Here is a 22,407-nt window from a genome sequence, read left to right on the forward strand (position 1 = left end):
GTTAGTGAATAGATGGCGCTTAACGCGGCATCACCATTTGCCGTAGGTGCCCTCTTTTAAGCCATCAAACAAGTTGGCAGCGTTATGCTCCTCACCGTCATAAATCACCGTCTCGTTGCCATTTAGCTCTAGCGTTTCACCGTTTTCCAGCTCAAACACGTAGGTGGTGTTTTTAAGGTCATCTTCACGCACCAGCACACCCTGGAAGGCTTCAGGATTAAAGCGGAAGGTTGTGCAGCCTTTCAAGCGGCTTTCATAGGCCTGCAAATAGAGCCCCTGGAACTGCTCAAAAGCAAAATCCGTCGGCACATTGACCGTTTTCGAGATCGCCGAATCCACCCAGTACTGGGCAGCGGCCTGAACCGCCACATGCTGCTCAGGCGAGATCGCGTCAGCAGTGACAAAATAGTCAGGCAAGTCGCTTTCTACTGCGTCTGCAGCGATAAAGTGACGGTAGGCGGCCAGCTCAAACGACACTACCTCGACCTGCTCTTTGGTCTTTTTACCCGACTGGATAATATTGCGGAAGTAGCGGTGCGAGAACGACGGCTCAATGCCGTTGGAAGCATTGTTACCCATCGACAGGCTGATGGTGCCGGTCGGCGCAATCGAGCTGTGGTGGGTAAAGCGCGCGCCGTGCTCGGCCAGTTGTGCCACCAACTCCGGCTCATGCTCGGCCACTTGGGCCATATATTGGCTGTAACGGGCGTGCAGAATGCGCCCTGGCACTTGATCGCCTACTTCGTAGCCATCTTTGGCCAACTGTGGCCGTTCGCGGAGCATTTTGGGGGTAATGGTGTGCTCCTGTTCGAGCACCGGCGCCATACCCTTCTCTTGAGAAAGCTCCAGAGCCTGTTTCCAGCCCTCAATGGCTAGATGGCGGCTGACTTCATCAGTGAATACCAGCGACTGCTTAGAGCCGTAGGGGATCTTTAACATGGTGAGCGTCGACCCTAAGCCTAGAAAGCCCATTCCGTGGCGACGCTTCGCTTCGATTTCACGCTGCTGCTGGGGCAGCGGCAGGCCAGCAATTTCCACCACGTTGTCGAGCATACGGGTGAAGATCGCGACCACTTTGCGATAGCGTTCCCAATCAAAGCGCGGCTCGGCGCCAAAGGGGTCAATCACAAACTTGGTCAGGTTCACTGAACCCAGTAGACAGGCACCCTCAGGTGGCAACGGCTGCTCGCCACAGGGGTTGGTAGCGCGGATATCCTCACAGAACCAGTTGTTGTTCATGCGGTTCACTTGGTCGATCAGGATAAAACCGGGTTCAGCGTAGTCGTAGGTAGAGGACATAATGGTGTCCCACAACTCCCGTGCTTTGATCACTTCAACAATGCGGCAGGCAACGCGGCCTTCGGCATCTACCGTGTAGCCCTCTTCAACCACCGGCCAGTCGCGGTAGATCAGGTCTTGCGCTTTAACGTCGTCTTTCTCACCGGGGTGCAGCGGAAAAGCCAGCGGCCAATCTGCATTGTTCTTGACCGCCTCCATAAACTCATCGGTGATCAGCAGGCTAAGGTTAAACTGCCGCAGGCGACCGGCTTCACGCTTAGCCTGAATAAACTCGCGCACATCCGGGTGACCCACATCAAAGGTGCCCATCTGGGCGCCACGGCGGCCACCGGCAGAGGCGACGGTGAAACACATCTTGTCGTAGATATCCATAAACGCCAGCGGGCCGTTAGTGCCCGCGCCAGCGCCGAAGACGAACGCGCCTTTATGGCGCAGCGTCGAGAAGTCGTAGCCGATGCCTGCGCCGGATTTCAGCGTCATACCTGCATCAACCACCGAGTCGAGAATATCGCGCATGGAGTCGCGGATAGTGCGGGAGACGGTGCAGTTAATCAGGCTCACCGCCGGCTTGTAGGCCTCAGCGCCTGCGTTGGAGAGAATGCGCCCGGCAGGAATAGCGCCATTTTCCAGCGCCCAACGAAATTTCGGCAGCCACTCTTCGGCTTTATCGCCTTCCACCGCAGCAAGAGCGCGTGCAACCCGTTCAAACGTCGCCCCGACGTCCTGATCGACGGGCTGGCTATGACGATCCTTAAGACGGTATTTGGCATCCCAGATCTCCCGCGAGGGGGCCTGCATCGGGACGTCATTAGAGGTCTTGATAGCCTTAGCAGCGGTGCTCATGTCGCAAAACTCCTTCACAGCGGGGTGAATATAGCGCTCAATTGGAACGAATATAGATGGCAACGAGGTGAAGTATAGACACGACTTAACACCATATGAGGCGCTTTTTTTAAATTTTTCTACCATATATAGAAAAATCAGCACCTTACACTTTTGTCCCTCACCCACACGCTATAGACTGTTTTTTTCGGTTAATAGTCTAAGGATTTTGGTTAGATGGCTCAGATCATGACGGCAACTACCTTAATAACGACAGCAATGGCCGTCTCATTGCTGATCACAACGCCCATGGCTAATGCAGCCACATTTAATACCGACGACGTCACCACCCACGAGCATTGGCAGTCCATGACGCTATCGCTGGGAGACGAACACCACTATCGGGCGGTGGAAGCCCACAGCTACTCGGACGCGACGCTAAGCCTGAACGCCACGTCGGGAGTATGCGATTTACCCTGGCTGGAGATGCGCGTCACCCTTGAGCAGCAGCAGGGAGAGAGCCGGGCGGTGGACCTGGTGCCTACTCGACTACGCGTCGATGAACAGCCCGTCATCGACACGATGGCCGAATTTATCACCGAGCGCGGCGATGATGGATTTTATGCCCACTTTTATTTAAGCGACTTGGCATCCCTGATGGCCGATATGCGCCAGGGCGAACAACTGTTTCTCGGCTTTAACCAGCAAGAGCGCGAGCCGTGGACGATGACCTTTAGCCTGCAAGGCGCCGACGCCGCGATTAACCGAATGATGACGCAGTGTGAAAGCCATGGGTCAGCCACTCAATAATTCAATAAAGTATGAATTATTAAATCGACACCACGGGCTCTAGCGCCATTTCAACGCGGTTGCGTCCGCCATGCTTAGCGCGATACATAGCGTCGTCAGCCCGTGAGATAATGGTTTTGCAGTTGTCCCCAGACCGCCAAACGGCAACCCCGATACTCACCGTAATGGTTTGTTCAAGCCCTTCTATACGCAGCTCTGCGACCAGTGAGCGCAGTCGTTCGGCCAGGCCAATAGCGGCGTCAATATCAGAGTGGGTCGCCAGCACAATAAACTCTTCACCGCCCCAGCGGCCCAGGTGGTCGCAGCCACGCAGCGAGCTTTCCACTAAACGCGCCAGGGCCACCAGCACATCGTCACCCACGCTATGGCCGTGGGCATCGTTGATCTGCTTAAAGTTATCCACATCAAACAACAAGAGGGCGAAAGCGGCCGCGTAGCGCTTGGCGGCCACTAGCTCAGCGTTGATCGCCTCTTCAATGCGGTACCGGTTCCACACCTTGGTTAGGGGATCAAAATGGGCTAATTGCTCCAACCGCTGGTTGGCCTCGGCAAGGGCTTTACGCTCGTGCTCCAGGTGCATATTCAGCGAGCTAATTTCATAGGCTGAAATGGCCAGCGTCAGATCTTCACCCAGGTCAACTGCCGCTAAGCGCTCAACCCGCTGCCAGGCTTCGCTCTTACCCACCACTTCCTCATGCCAGGCAACCGACGGGGTCACGAGCGCCACAGTTTGAGGATGGGTTGCAGGCTGCATCGCCCAATACAGCGTTTCCACCTGCTCGGGGCGAAAAAATATCAGCCAGGCGCGTTGGGTTGAGCTCATTGGCAGCGGCACCGCCAGGGCTCCACACTGCTCCGGCATGGCCAGCGAACAGGTTAACGTCTCTTTGGCGATTTCGCGCGTGCACCAAGGCCCGCTATGCACGTGGGCTCTTTCCAGGCGTAGCACAAACTGGCTAATGGCTTCTGGGGTTGGCGTCACGCCTGCTTGATAAACGCCGCCATTCACCCATAGCACTACACCATGGGCGCGAAACAGCTTCATCCAGGTAGCCGCCTGCTCCTGGAGTAGCTGCTGGGGGCTTTGTGGCTCGCTACGCGCTCGGGCACTCAGTGCCAGGCTATCCTGAACCCGCTGCAGGTAGCGGGCTTCTTGGCGCGCCCGGAGCAGCAGTAAGCGCTGGGTGGCCATCTGCACCAAGGTACGAACGGCATCACGTGCCGACGGCTCAACCGAGTGCGGTGCGGCCGAGTGGCAAAATACCAGCCCCCATAAGCCGGTATCACCCTGCATTGCCAAACTAAGTGAGCCGCGTACCCCCAACCGATTTAAATAGCGCTGTCGTTCCGGGGCAGGAGCCCGTAAAAAGCTGCCGCTAAGACTAGCTGGGTAGTTGGGTATCAAGGTTTCAGGCGCTGCGTTAGCGTCTTCAATTAACCGCACGGGGTAGTGTTGGTAACTTTTGCGTAAGGCGATAGGGAAGTCACTGGCGGGAAAGCGCTGGCCCAACAGCGAGGGCAGCTGTTTTTCTAGCGCTTCGGCGATCATCAAACCATGCCAATCACTATCAAAATGGCACACAGTGACGCGGTCATGGCCGGTAAGTTGTTGAATCGCGTTAACCAAGCAGTCGAGCAGCTCTTCCTGATGGGTGGCTTCCGCTAAGCGCATCAGCCGCTCATTGACGGTGCCGAGCAAGCGGCGCTTACCCTGGGGATTCAGTGGTTCAATCTCGACGATAACCTGCTCGCCTGCCCGGTAAGCATGGAGCTGAAAACGCACGTTGCTATGCTTGGAACGAATAAACACTAGCGGGCCGGAAAGCCGCTGCTGCCCGTGCATTTCGCGACGCACCCGCTGGCTTAGCCGTTTCCCCAACACACAGCCAAGGGTGAGCTGCCCATTTTCAGGGCGCTCAACACCGGTTAAGCGGGTTAAGTTAGTGCTATTGGCTTGGATGCGTCGACAATCAGCATCTAATACCAGCAGGGTACCAAACGACTGCAATCGCGGGTGGTACATGGACACAAACGTGGCCTCGCAATCTATTCACCCTCGACCTGCTGTCTTAGCAGCAGCTCTACGCGCCGGTTGGCAGCTCGCCCATCCGCGGTTGCGTTCGGTTCCATGGGTTGGGTATCGGCATATCCGACGGCCCGCATACGAGAAATATTGAACCCTTGACGCTCTAAATGCCTCACCACGGCGATAGCCCGGGCTGATGAAAGCTCCCAGTTCGAGGGGAAGCGAGCCGTTGAAATCGGCACACTGTCGGTATGGCCCTCCACCGATATCTGGCCATCAAAATTCGTCAGCACACCGATAAGGCTTTCGACCACGCCTCGCCCTTGGGGGGTTAATACCGCTTGGCCGCTGGGGAATAGTAGGCTGGTATCAATCCGCAGCGTCACCCCTTCGCGGCCTTGCGAAACGCTGACCCCAGGAATATCAAGCCCGTCAAACTGCGGCTGTACCCCCGCATGTCGAGGCTGAATGCCGGTGGCCAGAGACGCCAGCGGCAATGATGATACCGCGCTGGCCGAGCGCATGAAAGCAGTATCAGCCGCTTCACCGCCGCCCGGCGGCGTCAGTGAAAGCAGCAGTACAAAGAGCGTGATGAGCAGCGTCAGCACATCCAAATAGCTGGTAAGCCAACCATCTTCGCCATCGCCTGGCGACGGCGTCATTTCCAGCGCATGGCGTGTATCGCGATCTAGCATCGGGCCTACCCCTTGGCCGCTGAACTCACCGACGAATCAGGCCTGGGTTTGACGCTGTTATCACGAATTTCATCGTGGTAGTTAGCCACAAAGGAGTTGAGTGTCTCTTCGATAAACGACGGTAGGCGACGCTTGGTAATCAGCGAAATACCTTCCAACACCATGTTCATGGTAATCAGCCGCTCTTCGGTGCGGCGCTCTAACTTCACCGCAATCGGTTTAAACACTAAGTTAGCGAGTAAAATGCCATAAAAGGTCGTCAGCAGGGCCACCGCCATGCGCGGTCCAATCACCTGCAAGTCGCCTGCATCCATGACTTCCAGCATATTGACCAGCCCTACCAGGGTACCGATCATGCCAAACGCGGGAGCATAGGTGGCCATGGTGCGAAATATTTGTGCCTCGGCATGCTCACGGGCTTTAAGGCGGGCGATCCGCCAGCGCAGCATGTCAAAAATTTCATCCTCTTTGGTATTGGCAATCACCAGTTGGATCCCTGTACGTAAAAACGGGTTGCGGGTATGCTCCAACTCGCGCTCAACCGCGCGCACATCGCCTTTAAACCACAGCCGTGACATATCCACCAATTCGCGGATATCGTCACGCATATAGGTATTTTCGCGCCGAAACACCAAGCCCACCAGCCGTACGACGCGGAGCACCTCTTTCAGCGGATAGCTGATAAAGGTCGCCGCCAGGGTACCGGTCACTACTATGGCCAGCCCCGGTAAGTTTATAAAACTTTCAGCGGACTCTGCGGTGAAAAACAGCACGCTCACCAGCAGCAGTATGCTGGCAAATATGCCTATCAGCGTCGAAGGGTTCATCCACGGCTCCTTGCCGGTCACAAGTGAGTAAAAAGAAGTGTTATGCCGAGTCGTGTAAGCGAGCGCGTAAACGACTTACGGCCTGGCTGTGCAGTTGAGAAACGCGTGACTCCGTTACGCCCAACACAGCGCCTACTTCCTTAAGATTGAGTTCTTCTTGGTAGTACAACGCCATGAGCAGCTTTTCACGCTCGGGCAGCGCTTCAATCGCGTCAATCAGCGTTTGCCGCTGCTGGCCATCCAGCAACTGATCGAAGGGTGAATTGCCCAGTTCATGACTAATAGGCTCGCCGCCATCGGCCACTAGCTCTTCAAACGGCAACAGTTGGCCGCTGTTGGTGTCATTGAGAAGCTGCTGATAGTCGCTCAGCGGCATCTCAAGGTGGTGAGCAATTTCGTGCTCTTCCGGTGCCCGCCCGAGCTGTTGCTCTAATTGGCGAACGGCGCGGTCAACCGCCCGCGCTGAGCGGCGTACGCTGCGCGGCAACCAGTCGCGGGTGCGCAACTCGTCCATCATTGCGCCGCGAATACGTTGACTGGCAAAGGTCGCGAAGGTGGCGCCCTGGGTGGCGTCGAAGCGCCCCAGCGCTTCCAGCAGCCCCACCATCCCGGCTTGAATAAGGTCGTCGAGCTCAATGCTAGCGGGTAAACGGACCTGAAGCGTCAAGGCCTGACGTCGCACCAGCGGCATGTATTGCGTCAACAGCTCACTCTGTTTAATTCTGCCTTGTGCTGTGTACATGCTCTCGCCTCGCGGCTATCCAGTCTTCACTGATAATTCACAATCATTTGCAATCCCTGCACCCGAACAGGCCGCTGACCTGGACGTAAGGCGAAGCGAAAATGCAACGGTGCATTGGCATCTCGCCCCGCTAGTGCGGTGGTAGAACCCCGCATACCGGTTAACGCAATGCACTGCTCAGGATGGCACAGCCAAGCGTTTAAATGCGCACCTGGGGGGTATTGAAACTGCCAATGAATGCGCCCGAGCTGCGCCGACTGCACATTGTTAGCGGTAGCGGGCGGGGTTGCGTTTTGACTAGCGCTTGCCCGATCGCTCATCGCCACCATCAATCCTGGTATCTGACTGCTCCAGCTACCGGGTGTCGCCTGGGCGTTTCCCGTTACCCCTGCTAGTAGACACCCTGCCAGCAGTACTATGCTCAGTAGCAGTTTCCCTCTTAATGGCCAGCTTAGCATGCTTGGTCTCCTTGGCAGAGTGCGTTCATCGTGCAAGTACCAGTAACTCCGTATTTAAGTAGTAATCAGCAGCCTCACGCAAGTTATCGAGTAGCCCCTGGCGCGGCAAGTGCGGTTCATGGAGCGCCAGCAAACGACGCGGCCCACCACGCTCATGCAACTGGCGCAAGGTGCGGAACATGCCAGCAAAGGCATCGGCATCGCTACTGATCCACAGCGCCCAGCGGCTGTATTGATCGCGCAGTTGAGCTAGCTCAGACGTTTCCGCCATGACGATGCGAATATCCCAGTCATCAGGGTCACCGGCCCAGTTTCGACCTAACGATGACCACTGCCCCAGTCGTGCTTTGACCTTACTCACCTGGGATGCGCCGCTACCGGGTAGCCCCACCACTATAAGCGGAATTTTGGGCCTGGGCGGCGCCACTGTCTTTGGCTCTTCCACTGCCGCTAGCGTCGGCGTTAATAGAGGTGAAGTGTGTTCGTTCACAGGCTCGGCCGCCGCAACATCCACAGCCCCCTCAGCCTGCTGCTGTTGGCGCTGCAGGTTTGCCCACTTGCGCAGTCCCGAGGCTTGATCTTGTTCGCTCACGCCACACCCTCTCGACTCACACTGCCCATTTGACGAATCGCATCCCGCGCCATAAAGGCGTAGACCAGCGCATCAAGCATACCGGTATCGCGGCGGCGCCGACTGGTGCCCAGCAGGTTAAGAAGATCGCCGCGCAGCGTCTGCGCTTCCTCGTCATCGGCCACATCAAGATGTCCGGCAACCGACGCCACACCGCTGGCCATCAAAAGCCGGACTTCGGCATTGAGATCACCGCTATCGGCCTCTTTTAACTGCTGCCACGCGCGCCGCGTCAAGGCGGCCAAGCCTTCGCTTTGCAGCTGTGTTAACAACAGCGAGAGCACTTCGGCCCCCAGCCGTGCTGGGGTTAGCCAGTAGCGACGCGCCACCACTTTGGCACTTTCCGGGTCGCGCACTTCCCCGTACCAGGCGAGCAGCGCAGTGCCACTGGCGTCCTCCACCTCGGCGTAGGCAGTCCACAGTTGCACCGCTTGGCCACGAAAGCGCACACCTACATGGTGTGTTAGCACACTGTCATTAAACAACTGACGGAGGGTCTGGCGCTCATGGTGAAAGAGTACTCTATGACTGGGGGCTACTTGGCTGACCCAGGTCAAATGCTCGGCTTCCAGCCAGACGAGTGCCTCCGGTTCGGGAAAGCGCGGCAGTAGGTGTACCGCGACACCGGTTGATTCAGTCAGCGCGGCTAAGCGCGGCTGCCATCCTGCGACGTGGCGATGCTGCAACCAGGGTAACGCCAGCCAGGCGCCATCTCTATCCAGCCCGATGTCCGGCATTGCCCAGTCGCAGCCGCGCTCATTGCGCCGCGCTGACCACGCCATACCTAAGGTGGTTTCCACCGCGGGATAGCCGGCGAGCAGTGCGTCTAAACGCTGCTCTTGCACACGGCTCGGCAACGCGGCGAGGTCCCAGGTCTCTTCTAGTTCCGCAAAACCGGTGACGCGTTGGCGCAGCCTCGCCAGTAGCGACGACAAGCGACGCCCCTGACCCAGTACATCCCGGGACCAACGTGGCATTGCCATCGGGGCTTCAGCACTGTGTGCTCGTTCACGCTGCGGCGTTGCCGTGCTAAGCGCCTGGTCGACTAAAGCGTCGGGGGCAGCTATGGCCATATCTTCAGGCACCTGCTGGCCATTTGAACCAAACAGCACACGCATCCCGTGGCGCATAATAATGTCTAATACCGGCGCCAGCCGCCCCGCCTCATCCTGCTTGGTAATAATACAGTCATCGAGCTCTGCCCCCGCTGCTCGCGCGGCTTGACGATAGCGCAGCACGACTTCTTCGAGGGTTTCCGGCTGGCTGGCGGCATTCAGCAGCAATACCAAGCGTACCCGTGAGCGTCCGCCCTGTAGGTGGGCGATCTGTTCAATCACCCGCTGGTCACGCTGACTCATACCCACGGTATCGATAATCACCCACTGTTTGCCCTGCAGGCGCCCCAGCAAGTCGTCGATGGGTTGCTCGGCATCCAGCGCGTACATCGGCGTATCCAGCAGACGCGCATAGATGCGCAACTGCTCGTGGGCGCCAATCCGGAAGCTGTCGGTGGTCACCAGCGCCACCGGGCGCGTACCGTGGCGCATCACAAAACGTGCCGCCAGCTTGGCGGTGGTGGTGGTTTTGCCCACCCCTGTCGGCCCCACCAGGGCGACAATGCCGGTTTGATCAAAGAAGCTTGGCTCATCGCTCAGCACGCAGAGCCGATCCATTAACTGCTGACGCAGCCACTGCAGCGGCGCTTCGCTATTGCTATCGACGCGGGTTAATGGTTCGGGCAACCCTGCCAGCAGTTCATCGGCGAGCTCGCTGCCAAAACCGACGTTCCATAGCAGTTGGCGCAGCCGCGCAGCCGTTCCGGTGGGCGCTGCTGGCATGGGTGAGGCGGCATGGGCTGACTGGTTGTTTGCCAGCAGCGCACGCATGTCCTGCATTTCGCGCAGTAAGCGCTCGCTCATCGCCTGCATCGGGTCTTGCGGTGGAGGTGCTGTCGGCGTTTCGAGAGGTCCGGGTTCCGGTGAAGGTTCGAAGTGGTCGATGGCTTCATCCGCCATGGCCAAAATTTCAACGCCCCCTTCGGTACGCCGATTAGCCACAATCAAGGCGTCTTCACCGAGCGTTTCGCGCACTTGGCGCATCACATCACGACTGTTGGCTCCCACGAAACGTCTAACGCTCATGATTTACCTTTTGTCTGTTCTGGAAATGGTCGACGCTAGCCTATCACGGCGGGCCATCATTAACGTCCGCCAACTATTGTGGTCACTCTTAATGTGCGGTCATCGGGAATTTCAGCCTGGGACAACACTGACATATGGCGTAAACGGCGGCGCAAAAAGCGCGACAGCACCGCGCGCAGCGAGTGCTGCACGACCAGTACCGGCGGCTCGCCGGAACTTTCGTGGCGCTCCAGTGCTTGCTGGGCCTGGGTCATCAGCGTTTCTGCCAAGCCAGGCTCCATGGCGCCGTTGCCGTTCATGGCCTGAACCAGCACTTGTTCCAGCTGGGCATCCAGCCCCATGACATTAAGCGTCTCCTGCCCCGCAAACCACTGCTGGACAATGGCACGCCCCAGCGAGACACGCACCAGCGCTGTCAGCTCGTTAGGATCTTTTTGCTGGGCGGCGTATTCCGCCAGGGTATCCAGAATAGTGCGCATATCGCGGATCGAGACATCTTCGTCAAGCAGGTTTTGCAAGATACGCTGCAACACCGTCAGCGAAATAGCTTTGGGAATCACCTCTTCAACCAACGCTTTTTGATCATCGCCCATTTTATCCAGCAGTTTCTGCACTTCCTGACGCCCCAGCATTTCGGGTGAGTGGCGGTGTAACAGATGGTTCAAATGGGTTGCGATGACGGTGCTGGCATCCACCACGGTGTAGCCATACACCTGAGCGTGTTCGCGCTGGCTGCTATCAATCCAGACGGCGGGCAGGCCAAAAGCAGGATCCTGTGTATGGGTGCCCTGCAGCTCGCCGGAGACCTGACCCGGATTGATCGCCAACCACTTGCCGGGCTGTGCCTCGGCGCGGCCAATTTCAGCGCCTTTCATGGAGAGCACATAGGCGTTAGGCGGCAGCTCGAGATTATCGCGGATATGCACCACCGGCGGCAGGAAGCCCACTTCTTGGGCAAACTTTTTACGTACACTCTTAATGCGCCCCAGCAGCTCCCCTTTTTGGCGTGAGTCGACCAGCGGGATTAAGCGATGGCCCACTTCCAGGCCCAGGGTATCGACCAGTTGCACGTCTTCCCAACTCGCTTCGGGGGTCTCTTGTGTAGGTACCGGTGCCGCGGCAATCTCCTCCTTGACCAACGCTTTTTCTTTTTGGCGCGATAACAGCCACGCTAGGCCAGCCAGCAGCGCAGTAAAGAAGAGGAAGACGAAATTGGGCATGCCGGGCACCATACCCAGCATGCCCATCACCACGGCAGCCAACACCAGTACCTGAGGATTAACGAACAGTTGGCTGAGCATTTGCTGGCCAATATCTTCGTTCGTATCCATACTGACCCGGGATACCGTGACACCCGCTGCGGTGGAGATTACCAAAGCAGGAATTTGCGCCACCAGACCGTCACCGATCGCCAGCAGCATATAGGTTTGGCCTGCCGCGCCAAAGCTCATATCGTGCTGCAGCATACCAATCATCAGCCCGCCGATGATATTGACCACCATAATCACCAAACCGGCAATGGCATCACCGCGGACAAACTTACTCGCGCCGTCCATCGAACCAAAGAAATCAGCCTCTTGTGAGACCTCTGCGCGACGCTTTTTGGCATCGTCTTCGCCGATTAAGCCGGCATTGAGGTCGGCATCGATGGCCATCTGCTTACCGGGCATCGCATCCAGGGTGAAGCGCGCACCCACTTCTGCAATACGGCCAGCACCTTTGGTGATAACCATGAAGTTGATGATGACCAGAATCAGGAAGACCACTAGACCCACAGCAAAATTACCGCCGACCAGGAACGCCCCGAATGCTTCAATGACCTTGCCCGCGGATGCACCGCCTTGGTGCCCTTCCATTAACACCACACGGGTAGAGGCGACGTTGAGCGACAGGCGCAATAGCGTGGTAAACAGCAACACAGCAGGAAATGCCGCAAAATCCAGCGGCTTCTGGGTAAACATGCTGACCATTAACACCATAATGGCCAGGGCAATATTGAAGGTGAAGAGTAAATCGAGCGCGAAAGGGGGCAAGGGCACAATCATCATGCCCAAAATCATCAGAATGAGCAGCGGTCCGACCAGCAGCTTCATGCGCACATCGCCCATCCAGTCGCGCTTACCCACTAGTTGGTTTAAGCCTTTCATGGTTGCGCCTCATTACCACCGGCGCCATGCCCGGGGTTTTCCATCTCCGGTGGTACCGGCAGGTTATCGGGGGTTGGGGGCACCTCGCCTCCTTGTTGTGCGACTTGCTTGAGTCGGTAGGCCCAGGCCATGACTTCCGCCACTGCGGTATACAGCTCAGTGGGCACCTCCGCCTCTAGATCGACGTGATGATACAGGGCGCGGGCCAATGGCGCTGCCTGTAATCGTGGCACGCCGGCCTCTTCACCGATTTCGCGAATGCGCGCAGCCACCGCATCGGCGCCTTTTGCCACCAGCCGCGGCGCGCCCATGCTACCTTCTTGGTAGACCAGCGCGATCGCGTAGTGCGTGGGGTTGGTAATGATAACGTCCGCCTCAGGCACCTTGCTCATCATCCTACCCCGCGCCATAGCCTGCTGCTGCTGGCGAATGCGTGCTTTCACATGCGGGTCACCTTCGGACTCTTTATGCTCACGCTTGACCTCTTCCTGACTCATGCGCAATTTCTTGGCATTGTCCCAGAGCTGGAAAGGCACATCGATCAAAATGACCACGATCAACACCAGCACCATGAGCCCAGCCGCCTGAGCGGCCATGCTTAGAGCGTTGGTAAGCGCTTGCTGGATAGGCTGATCCATTAGCGCCATAAATTTGCCGATGTTGTAATACAAAAACGTCGCGGCGACGCCGCCCACCAGGACTGACTTGGCGATAGCTTTGGCCAACTCAATCAGCGCCTGGGTTGATAAAATGCGTTTTACGCCCTTAATAGGGTTTAGCTTGGAAAACTTGGGCTGCATCGATTTACCCGATATCAGCCAGCCCCCCATCAGCCCGGGGGCGACTAATGCAATCACCGCTAACAGTAAAAACAGCGGTATCATGGCAAATAGCGTGCGTTGGCCAAGATCCAATGCATTGACTAGCATTGGCGTGCTTTCCATTGCTTGGCGACGCTCAAACAGAAAGGCCTGCTCCATCATCGCGCCTAACTGGTCATAGAGCATGCCGCCCATGCTATAGAGGCCAATCACCCCACCCAGCAGAAGTAAGAAGGTATTTAACTCGCGGGAACGGGGAACTTGACCCTCTTCACGGGCTTTTTCTTTCCGCCTGGGCGTGGCTTCTTCGGTTTTTTCCTGGTCGCTATCGTTATCTGCCATACGGTTATCCGGCCAGGTGGAGCGAAGCTTATCACGTATTCAGCCGTCCTTAGGGACGGCTGAATGGCGTACTTACTAACCTATAAGGCTTTTGAGGAGAGTGCTTTAAAAGCCTAACTCGTCCAATAAATCGTCTACTTGATCCTGCCCAGAGACGGTTTCAGGTACATTATCCCTCACTTGCGGCCCATTCAAAAGCTCTTCGTTACGTCGTGCACTGTCGCTTTTCCACTGATCCTCGGCCTTGCGCTGCAGCGTTTCTCGTGCATGGTCGCCCGGCGCGTTATCAATGAGTACCTGTACCAACTGATGTTCGATCTCGTGGATCACGTCCATCATTTTCTTAATCACCTGGCCGGTCAGGTCTTGAAAGTCCTGAGCCATCATGATTTCCATCAGTTCTTTATTTGTGGCTGACACCACATCGGGCACATCACTGAGATAAGTACGTGTCTCAACGACGAGTGCTTTGGCCTCATCCAGCTCTTTCGGCGCTTCAAACCACTCGGCCCAGCGCTTATCCAGCGCTTCCGCTCGGTCTGACAATTGATCCTGCAGCGGCTGCGCACGGTCAACGGCATTGAGCGCTCGATCTGCAGCCTGCTCCGTCATGGTGGCGACATAGTGCAGGCGGTCGCGTGCATCGGGGATGGCTTCAGCCGCTTTTTCGATTTCTTTATCTAGCCCCAACTCGCGCATGTTTTCGCGCAACATGCGCGTTAACTTACCGATGCGATGAATTAGGTCTTCAGCGGCTTGTTCGGATTCGGACGATTGGGCAGAATCGGACTGCTCATTCTGGCTCATAATGTTGTCTCCTCGTTAACCAAGCACATGGCTCAGTCACTCACATACCCAATTTATCGAAGATCTTATTGAGCTTCTCTTCCAGGGTAGCGGCAGTGAACGGCTTGACGACATAGCCGTTAGCGCCCGCCTGAGCGGCCGCAATAATGTTTTCTTTCTTCGCTTCTGCTGTCACCATCAGCACAGGGAGGTCTTTCAAGGCGTCATCTTGACGGATCTCCTTGAGCATCTCCAAGCCGTCCAGATTCGGCATATTCCAATCGGAAACGACGAATTCGAATTTGCCAGCACGCAGCTTATTGAGCGCATCCTGGCCATCTTCCGCTTCATCCACATTGGTAAAGCCCAGTTCCTTCAGCAGACTACGTACGATCCGACGCATGGTGGGAAAGTCGTCTACAACCAGGAAACTCATATTCTTATCTGCCATGGGTCATCCTCTAATCAATCCGTATATGGCACGGGGTGACTGAAAAATACAGTCAGGGGGTTAAAACTGTTGCTTAGCACTGTTGCTTAAAACTGTTCCTAAAACCGGTCTTCAAAATTCTTCCCACTCTTCGTGGTCGCTACGCTTAGCGACAGGGCGACTCGCTTGCTGCTGGACGCTTCTGGGCGCAGGCATAGCATGGGTAGTTGGCGATGCGGCAGGGAGCGCCTGATGCGACGCTTCCTGCATACCTAACAGTTTAAACACGGCGACGGCTTGCTCCAACCGGTTAGCTTGCTCCTCAAGCGAGGCAGCCGCCGCAGTGGCTTGCTGAACCAGCGCGGCGTTTTGCTGGGTGACTTGATCCATCTGGCCCACGGCCTGACTGACCTGCTCAATGCCGTCACTCTGCTCTTGGGAGGCAGCAGAAATTTCATCCATGATATCGGTGACTCGGCGCACCGCAGTGACCACATCTGACATTGTGGTACCCGCCTGCTCAACCAGGGTGGAGCCTTGCTGAATTTGCGTTACCGAGGCATCAATCAGAGTTTTAATCTCTTTGGCCGCATCCGCGCTACGGCTAGCCAAATTGCGCACTTCTCCTGCCACCACCGCAAAACCTCGGCCTTGTTCGCCAGCACGCGCGGCTTCTACCGAGGCGTTGAGCGCCAAGATATTGGTTTGAAAGGCAATTGAATCAATCACGCTGGTGATATCGGCAACTTTTTTCGAACTGGTGGAAATGCCGTGCATAGTCTGCACCACCTGCGCAACGACATCCCCGCCGCGCTCTGCCGTGGTGGAGGCATCTGCTGCCAGAGTGCTGGCCTGGCGGGCGTTGTCGGCGTTTTGCTTTACCGTTGCGGTCATCTCTTCCATGCTGGCCGCAGTTTGTTGGATCGACGCCGCCTGCTGCTCCGTGCGCGAGGAAAGATCCGCATTTCCGCTAGCAATTTCGCGGGTACCGTGATGAATCTCGTTACTGCCTTCGCGCACCCGCCTAACGATAGTGGTGAGGTTCTGCTGCATGGTCCCCATGGCGCCAAACAGACGACCGATTTCATTTTTACCCGCTTCCGGCAACGGATTGGTTAAATCGGCTTCGGCAATCGCGTCCAGGCGCTGAACGGCGCCTCGTAGCGGCGCTATCACCGTACGGCGTAAACCAAAGTAGATCACTAAGGTCATCAACAGGGCAAAGAGAACCACTGCGGCATTGATCATGGTAAACATTTCACCCTGCTCAACCGCATCAGCGCGAATCCCATCGACGCGCTGGAAACCGTAAGTGACAAACGCAGTTATACTGGTGGCCATGCTACTCAAGGGCTCAACCAACTCATCGCGTAGATTGTTGTAGCTGGTTAAATCCATATACTCGAAGGTTTCATGCTGCTGTTTAACCAGCTCTATGACCGTATTAAAATCTTCAATCAGGGAGTTTGCCAGTGCCTCGCCTTGCGGAGAGAATGAGTTTGACATAAAGCGCTCAAAACGTGCTTCCGCCCGCGCAATGCGATCGCCAGCGATATCGACCTGTTCATTGGATTGCCGCGTCTGGCCCACCATTAAATAGTTCGAGGCAGTTTCCATCGCCAGCATGGCCTGATTTAACAACGAATCGGCACGATTAAGCTCATTTAGCTGCGCATCGCTGATGCTGCTCAGCGTCGCTAAATTACCTTGTGAATTGCGGTCGGCCACAACGCCCAAACCCGCAATCACTAAAATTAGAGCGACAAAGCAGCTAAGCGCCGCCACTACAGCGGCGTGAATACTCAAATTGCGCAGTAAACGATTCATTACGATTTCCCTTGCGAGCTTATTAAGTTTTTATGATTAGTTCTTATGCTAACTTATGAATTGCATTACACACGCTGGGCGCGGCCGGAGGCAGCAATCAGCGCCATCATCCGCGCGGGGATATCGTCCAGAGCCACCACTTCGACTGCCCCACCCACCGCGATGGCTTCTCGCGGCATACCGAAGACCACGCAGGACTGCTCATTTTGAGCGATGGTGGGCGCGCCCGCTTGACGCATCTCAAGCAGCCCTGCCGCGCCGTCCTTACCCATACCGGTCAGAATTACGCCGATGGAATTTTTACCGGCGTGCTGCGCCGCTGAGTGAAACAGCACGTCTACCGACGGCCGATGGCGATTGACCGGCGGGCCATCATCTAATCGCGCCACGTAGTTAGCTCCACTACGCGCCAACTTGAGGTGCTGATCACCTGGGGCAATATAAGCGTGCCCCGGTAGAATCCGCTCGCCATCACTTGCTTCTTTAACGGTAATCCGACACAGCCGGTCTAAGCGCTCGGCAAACGAGCGGGTAAAACCGCCGGGCATATGCTGGGTAATCAAAATCGCTGGAGCGTTGGCGGGTAGCGGTTCCAATACCGCTCGAATCGCTTCGGTGCCACCCGTGGATGCGCCAATAATGATGAGCTTCTCACTCGATACTAACGGGGCTTTCAGGGCCTCAGGCGGCGGGGTGTTTTTATGCCGCGCCTGGCGGGGGCGTGAGCGCGCCGCAGCGCGCAGCTTTTCGGCGATCTCGTCAGCATACTCCATCATCCCATTACGGATTCCCAGACTCGGCTTGGCGACGAAATCCAGCGCGCCGAGTTCAAGAGCGCGCAGAGTGATCTCCGAGCCGCTTTGGGTGAGCGACGACACCATCAGTACGGGCATGGGGCGCAGCCGCATTAAACGCTCAAGAAAATCCAAGCCGTCCATACGCGGCATTTCCACGTCGAGCGTTAACACATCAGGATTGTGCTGCTTGATCAAATCCCTGGCGGCGATGGGGTCTGGCGCGACGGCAACGACTTCCATATCGGGCTGGGAGTTAATAATTTCTGTTAACAAATCGCGAATTAGTGCCGAATCATCGACACACAAAACTTTGATCTTGGCTGCGCTCAAAGCACGCCTCCTCTTGCTGTAGACGCCTGATGTGTGATTGCAACCGCCGGAGCCACAGCGCCTAAAGCGATCATAAAGACACGATAATTGTTCATTTCTTAGCCAGGTTGTAGACGGTCTGACCACGCAGTTTGAAGGCGTCACTGATGTACGAGAAGTTTTCTGAGTGACCTGCAAACAGCAAGCCATCGGGTTTCATCAGTGGCGCAAACCGTTTAAGAATTTTTGATTGAGTATCTTTATCAAAATAAATCATGATGTTTCGACAGAACACCGCATCAAAAGGGCCTTTAATTGACCATTGCGGCGCTAGTAAGTTAAGCGGCAGAAACTCGACCAAGGCGGATACTTCCGGGCGCACCCGTGCAAAGCCCGCATGGTTACCGGTACCTTTTTGAAAAAAGCGTTTGACCCGCGTCTCATCAAGCTTACGCACCTGCTCCAAGGGATAAACGCCAGCTCGGGCCCTGGCCAGTGCATCGGTATCAATATCGGTGGCGATCACTTTGGCTTGCGACGCTTTAGCGCCTAGCGTTTCCAGCAACGTCATGGCCAGTGAGTAAGGCTCCTCCCCAGTAGAGGCGGCCGAACACCAAATAGTGACCGGGTCTGGCTTGTTCTTTATGTGCTCTGCCAACAGCGGAAAATGGTGAGCTTCACGAAAAAAGGCTGTGAGGTTAGTGGTCAGTGCATTGGTAAATGCCTCCCACTCTTTAGCTTCTGGCTGACGCTCCAGGCGCACCAAATAATCGGTAAAGCGCGTCATGCCGTGGTGGCGTAGCCGCTTGGCTAAGCGGCTATAGACCATCTCACGCTTATGCTCAGCCAGCACGATACCGGCGCGCTGATAGATCAGCTCACGGATGCGGGTAAAATCCGCATCTGTCAGCACCAGATCGCGCTCAATCTGACTGCCCGACGTCCACTGTCCAGCATCTACAGCCCGTTCACGTTGTTCGGTCAAAACGCTTCCCACTCCTCTGTTGAGGATGTTTGCCGTTTAACGGGCGAATTTGGCGAGGTTCCGCTAGGCAGTTGAGCAGCGGGTTTAGGTGCTGATACTGCTGGGGGACGCAATGCCCCCTGACTGTTTAAGCGAAACGCTTCCACTGATAGCGCTAATAGCCCCGCCTGTTTCTCTAGCGAGACCGCCGCACGTGCGGTTTCTTGCACCCGCACGGCATTGCGCTGGGTACCTTGATCCATCTCTGCGACTGCTTGATTAACCTGAGCAATGCCATGGCTCTGCTCTTCGGAGGCGGCCGAAATCTCGTGCATGATTTGCGTCACGCTTCGCGCCGCTTCTGCCACTTCGCTAATCGCCGCTTCGGCTTTGGCCACCAAACTGGCACCCTCGCCAACCTCACGGTTGGAACCATCAATCAGGCCCCGGATTTCTTGAGCGGCGCCAGCGCTGCGGCCCGCTAGATTACGCACCTCTTCGGCCACCACGGCAAAACCACGCCCATGTTCACCTGCCCGCGCCGCTTCTACCGATGCATTCAAGGCCAGAATATTGGTCTGAAAGGCGATCGAATCGATCACATTGATAATATCGGCCATCTGATGAGAGCTTTGGGTAATCCGCTGCATATTGTCGACCAACTGTGCCATCAGCTCACCGGTATTCGTTACCTGGATAGCATTGTTATCGGCTAGACGGCGAGCTTCTTGAGCGTTTTCGCTGTTTTGCCGCACGGTAGCGGTCATTTCTTCCATGCTGGAAGCGGTTTGCTGCAAAGAGGCCGCCTGCTGCTCAGTGCGCGACGATAGCTCCTCGTTACCGCTAGCGATGTCCTGGGCAGCGGGGGTGACAACGTCAATGCCGCTTTTAACGTCGCCGATGATGCTGCTAAGGCTTTTGCGCATGGTGTTTAGCGAGTCCATCAGTTGGCCCACTTCATCACGCCGCTGGGCAGGCACTTTAGCGGCCAAATTACCGCCTGCAATTTGTAGCGTAAATCCTGCGGCACTTTTTAGCGGCCTAGTAATCGCACGCGAGGTAACCACGCCAATCAAAATAAGGAGCAGTAAACCAATCCCAAGGACGATGGCCTGAGCCCCCAGCATCGTGGTTTGACCCTGCTGCGCATCAACGGCCATGGCTTCAGCTGCCTGCTGTTTCTGGGCAATCAGCTGGTTAACCATGCCTGAAAGGACACGGCCTTCGTTGGTCATCACGCTGATCACCGCATCCAGGCCGGTAAAGGCTTGATAGGTCTCTTCGGCTTGAAGAACGCTGGCCGCTTGCCCCATACCGTTTTGCAAGAACGTCTGTAACTGCTGATCAAATTCGGCGGCAAGCTCCGTCGCGTTGACTTCCCGGGAGTAGTACTCCTGCCACACTTCGGCAACCTCAGCGGTGCTTTCTTCTATGCTTTCGCCCATTTCAAAGCGTTGATTGATCAGCTCCATACGCTCCGGCTCAATCATCGCTTGGCGGGTTTGGGCGATGGTTTGGTCGATTTGCTGCAGGCGAATAACGTCACGCAGGCCATCGTTGTTCAGTTGGCCCAAACGCTCGCCAGAGACATTCAAACCATACAGGCCTAGGCCACCGCTAATTAGCAGCAGTAGTCCTGCCACAACAATCATGCCGACCAACTTGGCACGAATGGTATCCAGACGTACCCGAGCCAAACGCTTGATTACCCCTTTCTGGCGTAACCGGCCTTTATCCAAGTAGAGTCGTTTATTGCGGCCTTCGCGTATTTCAGCGTACGCCTGCTCTGCCTGCGCTATGGCTTCGCGGCTTGCTTGCACGCGCACCGATGTATAGCCAACGACTTGGCCATCTTCAATAATCGGCGTCACACTGGCGTTAACCCAGTAATGGTCGCCATTTTTACAGCGGTTTTTAACCAGCCCGCGCCACGTCTCACCCATCTTCACGGTTTGCCAGAGGTTTTCAAAGGCTGCTGGCGGCATATCCGGGTGGCGTATCAGGTTGTGCGGCGCACCTATCAGCTCTGCGTGTTCAAAGCCGCTAATATCGATAAACGCAGGGTTAGCATAGGTGATGCGCCCCTTGGTATCGGTACGCGAGACTAGGAAGTCGTCTTCTTTTAGTTCGATTTCACGCTGAGAGACTGGCTGGTTATTACGCATGGTGTACCTTTTTTAACGTTTTATTTTTTAGCAAAAGCTTGCCCGCCCTACCAAGCAACTTAAAATGACGCCCACTCTTCTGCCTCTTCCGCAGATTGCTTGTGCCTTACTGGTAAACTCGGCGCTGCCGAAGACATTGCAGCCGCTGGTAACACAGACGGCGAGTGCGGGGTCGACACCTCAGTGACCCGAAAACGCTCTACGGCTTCACGTAAGCGGGCCGCTTCGCTTTCGAGTTCATTGGCACTGCGCGCAGCCTGCTGAACCAGCTGAGCATTTTGCTGCACCACCTGATCCATTTGCGCCACGGCTTGATTCACCTGGCCAATACCGCTGCTTTGCTGCTCAGAGGCGGCGGCGATTTCATCCATAATATCGCTGACGCGCTGAACCGCGCCCACCAGGTCTTGCATCGTTTGACCGGCTTGATTAACGCGCTGGGTGCCGGTATCCACCTTGCTGAGCGATGTATCAATCAGCGTCCGGATTTCTTTTGCAGCGGCAGCACTGCGACTGGCTAAACTGCGCACTTCCTGGGCCACCACGGCAAACCCCCTGCCATGCTCACCGGCGCGCGCCGCTTCCACCGAAGCATTCAGCGCGAGAATATTGGTCTGAAACGCAATATTATCGATAACAGTAATAATCTCAGCGACTTGATGAGAACTCGCGCTAATATCTTGCATGGTGCTGACGATTTCACCGACTTCTTCACCGCTGCGGCGGGCCGTCAGAGTCGCACTCCCGGCCAGCTGACTGGCTTGGCGCGCATTTTCAGCGTTATGGCCCACCGTGGAAGCTAGCTGCTCCATACTGGAAGCCGTCTCTTCTAACGAGGTTGCCTGCTGTTCCGTGCGCGAAGAGAGGTCGTTATTGCCACTGGCAATTTGTTGTGAGCGCTCATAAATCGACGTGCCACTGGTCCGCACAGTGCCTACCGTTTGCGAAAGAGAGCTCTGCATATGTGCCATAGCGCTATAAAGCCGCCCGATCTCATTGTTGCCCGGCGAGGTGATCGCCTGGCTTAAATCCCCTTGCGCCATGCGCTCAAAATAGCCCACCAAACGGTCTAGCGGGCGCAGCACGTTGGTCGTCACCCCCCAAATAACCACGATCACCGTGGCGATGGTCATCAACACAATGCCAAGCAGCGCCCAGCGAATCGTCGCAGCAAACGCGCTGAAAGCAGCTTGTTGAGCCTGGACATCGACAGATGCCTGTACAATAGACGCACCGTGATGCAGGGCATAAAGACCAATACCACTGGCAATTAAGACAAGTACCGAAAGCGTCGCTAATACCAAGCCCCAACTTAAGCGCACTGTCATATTATTCATTAATTGCCGCATTCGCTGTGTCACGCCCTTT

Annotated in this window: 18 protein-coding genes; 1 reads left to right on the top strand and 17 read right to left on the bottom strand. The window is 56.2% G+C overall.

What is annotated here, in order from left to right; translation table 11 throughout:
* Nucleotides 1-30 precede the first annotated feature (30 nt).
* Nucleotides 31-2,142 carry an adenosylcobalamin-dependent ribonucleoside-diphosphate reductase gene (locus ACT3UM_RS03440; protein ID WP_498896115.1) on the bottom strand — a complete coding sequence of 704 codons (2,112 nt, stop codon included), beginning with the start codon at nucleotides 2,140-2,142 and terminating at the stop codon, nucleotides 31-33.
* 216 nt (nucleotides 2,143-2,358) lie between these two features.
* Between ACT3UM_RS03440 and ACT3UM_RS03445 the strand changes: the two genes are divergently transcribed.
* Nucleotides 2,359-2,931 carry a hypothetical protein gene (locus ACT3UM_RS03445; protein ID WP_498896117.1) on the top strand — a complete coding sequence of 191 codons (573 nt, stop codon included), beginning with the start codon at nucleotides 2,359-2,361 and terminating at the stop codon, nucleotides 2,929-2,931.
* Between the two features lie 19 nt (nucleotides 2,932-2,950).
* Here ACT3UM_RS03445 and ACT3UM_RS03450 read toward each other — a convergent pair whose 3' ends face one another.
* From ACT3UM_RS03450 to ACT3UM_RS03525, 16 genes are all read right to left on the bottom strand, one after another.
* Nucleotides 2,951-4,954: a diguanylate cyclase gene (locus ACT3UM_RS03450; RefSeq protein WP_498896119.1), complete on the bottom strand. Its 2,004-nt coding sequence runs from the start codon at nucleotides 4,952-4,954 to the stop codon at nucleotides 2,951-2,953.
* 23 nt (nucleotides 4,955-4,977) lie between these two features.
* Entirely contained in the window at nucleotides 4,978-5,652 is a 675-nt protein-coding gene (locus tag ACT3UM_RS03455; RefSeq protein WP_498896121.1) for an OmpA/MotB family protein, read from the bottom strand.
* A 5-nt stretch (nucleotides 5,653-5,657) separates the two neighbouring features.
* A complete protein-coding gene (locus ACT3UM_RS03460) occupies nucleotides 5,658-6,479 on the bottom strand; it encodes a motility protein A (protein WP_498896123.1) in 822 nt (273 codons plus the stop codon).
* 40 nt (nucleotides 6,480-6,519) lie between these two features.
* Nucleotides 6,520-7,221, bottom strand: coding sequence for an RNA polymerase sigma factor FliA (locus ACT3UM_RS03465; RefSeq protein ID WP_498896125.1), 702 nt, complete (start codon nucleotides 7,219-7,221; stop codon nucleotides 6,520-6,522).
* Between the two features lie 26 nt (nucleotides 7,222-7,247).
* Nucleotides 7,248-7,679, bottom strand: coding sequence for a flagellar protein FlhE (locus ACT3UM_RS03470; protein ID WP_498896127.1), 432 nt, complete (start codon nucleotides 7,677-7,679; stop codon nucleotides 7,248-7,250).
* A 25-nt stretch (nucleotides 7,680-7,704) separates the two neighbouring features.
* On the bottom strand, nucleotides 7,705-8,271 hold the full coding sequence (locus ACT3UM_RS03475; protein WP_498896129.1) for a hypothetical protein: 567 nt from the start codon (nucleotides 8,269-8,271) through the stop codon (nucleotides 7,705-7,707).
* Nucleotides 8,268-10,451 (bottom strand): flagellar biosynthesis GTPase FlhF, encoded by a 2,184-nt coding sequence (gene flhF / locus ACT3UM_RS03480; RefSeq protein ID WP_498896131.1) that lies wholly within the window; start codon nucleotides 10,449-10,451, stop codon nucleotides 8,268-8,270. The genes ACT3UM_RS03475 and flhF overlap by 4 nt, the downstream gene beginning before the upstream one ends.
* Before the next feature lie 59 nt (nucleotides 10,452-10,510).
* Nucleotides 10,511-12,598, bottom strand: coding sequence for a flagellar biosynthesis protein FlhA (flhA, locus tag ACT3UM_RS03485; RefSeq protein ID WP_498896133.1), 2,088 nt, complete (start codon nucleotides 12,596-12,598; stop codon nucleotides 10,511-10,513).
* Nucleotides 12,595-13,761, bottom strand: a complete 1,167-nt coding sequence (flhB, locus tag ACT3UM_RS03490; protein WP_498896135.1) for a flagellar biosynthesis protein FlhB — start codon at nucleotides 13,759-13,761, stop codon at nucleotides 12,595-12,597. The genes flhA and flhB overlap by 4 nt, the downstream gene beginning before the upstream one ends.
* Before the next feature lie 105 nt (nucleotides 13,762-13,866).
* Nucleotides 13,867-14,568 (bottom strand): protein phosphatase CheZ, encoded by a 702-nt coding sequence (gene cheZ / locus ACT3UM_RS03495; protein ID WP_498896137.1) that lies wholly within the window; start codon nucleotides 14,566-14,568, stop codon nucleotides 13,867-13,869.
* Between the two features lie 40 nt (nucleotides 14,569-14,608).
* Nucleotides 14,609-14,998, bottom strand: coding sequence for a chemotaxis response regulator CheY (gene cheY, locus ACT3UM_RS03500; RefSeq protein WP_022520923.1), 390 nt, complete (start codon nucleotides 14,996-14,998; stop codon nucleotides 14,609-14,611).
* A 111-nt stretch (nucleotides 14,999-15,109) separates the two neighbouring features.
* A complete protein-coding gene (locus tag ACT3UM_RS03505; RefSeq protein WP_498896139.1) occupies nucleotides 15,110-16,804 on the bottom strand; it encodes a methyl-accepting chemotaxis protein in 1,695 nt (564 codons plus the stop codon).
* Between the two features lie 65 nt (nucleotides 16,805-16,869).
* Nucleotides 16,870-17,931 carry a protein-glutamate methylesterase/protein-glutamine glutaminase gene (locus ACT3UM_RS03510; RefSeq protein WP_498896141.1) on the bottom strand — a complete coding sequence of 354 codons (1,062 nt, stop codon included), beginning with the start codon at nucleotides 17,929-17,931 and terminating at the stop codon, nucleotides 16,870-16,872.
* A 91-nt stretch (nucleotides 17,932-18,022) separates the two neighbouring features.
* Nucleotides 18,023-18,895 carry a CheR family methyltransferase gene (locus ACT3UM_RS03515; protein ID WP_498896143.1) on the bottom strand — a complete coding sequence of 291 codons (873 nt, stop codon included), beginning with the start codon at nucleotides 18,893-18,895 and terminating at the stop codon, nucleotides 18,023-18,025.
* The gene (locus ACT3UM_RS03520; protein WP_498896145.1) at nucleotides 18,892-21,039 is read right to left on the bottom strand and encodes a methyl-accepting chemotaxis protein; all 2,148 of its coding nucleotides are present in this window, start codon (nucleotides 21,037-21,039) and stop codon (nucleotides 18,892-18,894) included. The genes ACT3UM_RS03515 and ACT3UM_RS03520 overlap by 4 nt, the downstream gene beginning before the upstream one ends.
* A 59-nt stretch (nucleotides 21,040-21,098) precedes the next feature.
* On the bottom strand, nucleotides 21,099-22,376 hold the full coding sequence (locus ACT3UM_RS03525) for a methyl-accepting chemotaxis protein (RefSeq protein ID WP_498896147.1): 1,278 nt from the start codon (nucleotides 22,374-22,376) through the stop codon (nucleotides 21,099-21,101).
* Nucleotides 22,377-22,407: the final 31 nt, after the last annotated feature.

The sequence above is a fragment of the Halomonas sp. AOP13-D3-9 genome (assembly GCF_052379125.1).
In the GTDB taxonomy this organism is placed as follows: domain Bacteria; phylum Pseudomonadota; class Gammaproteobacteria; order Pseudomonadales; family Halomonadaceae; genus Vreelandella.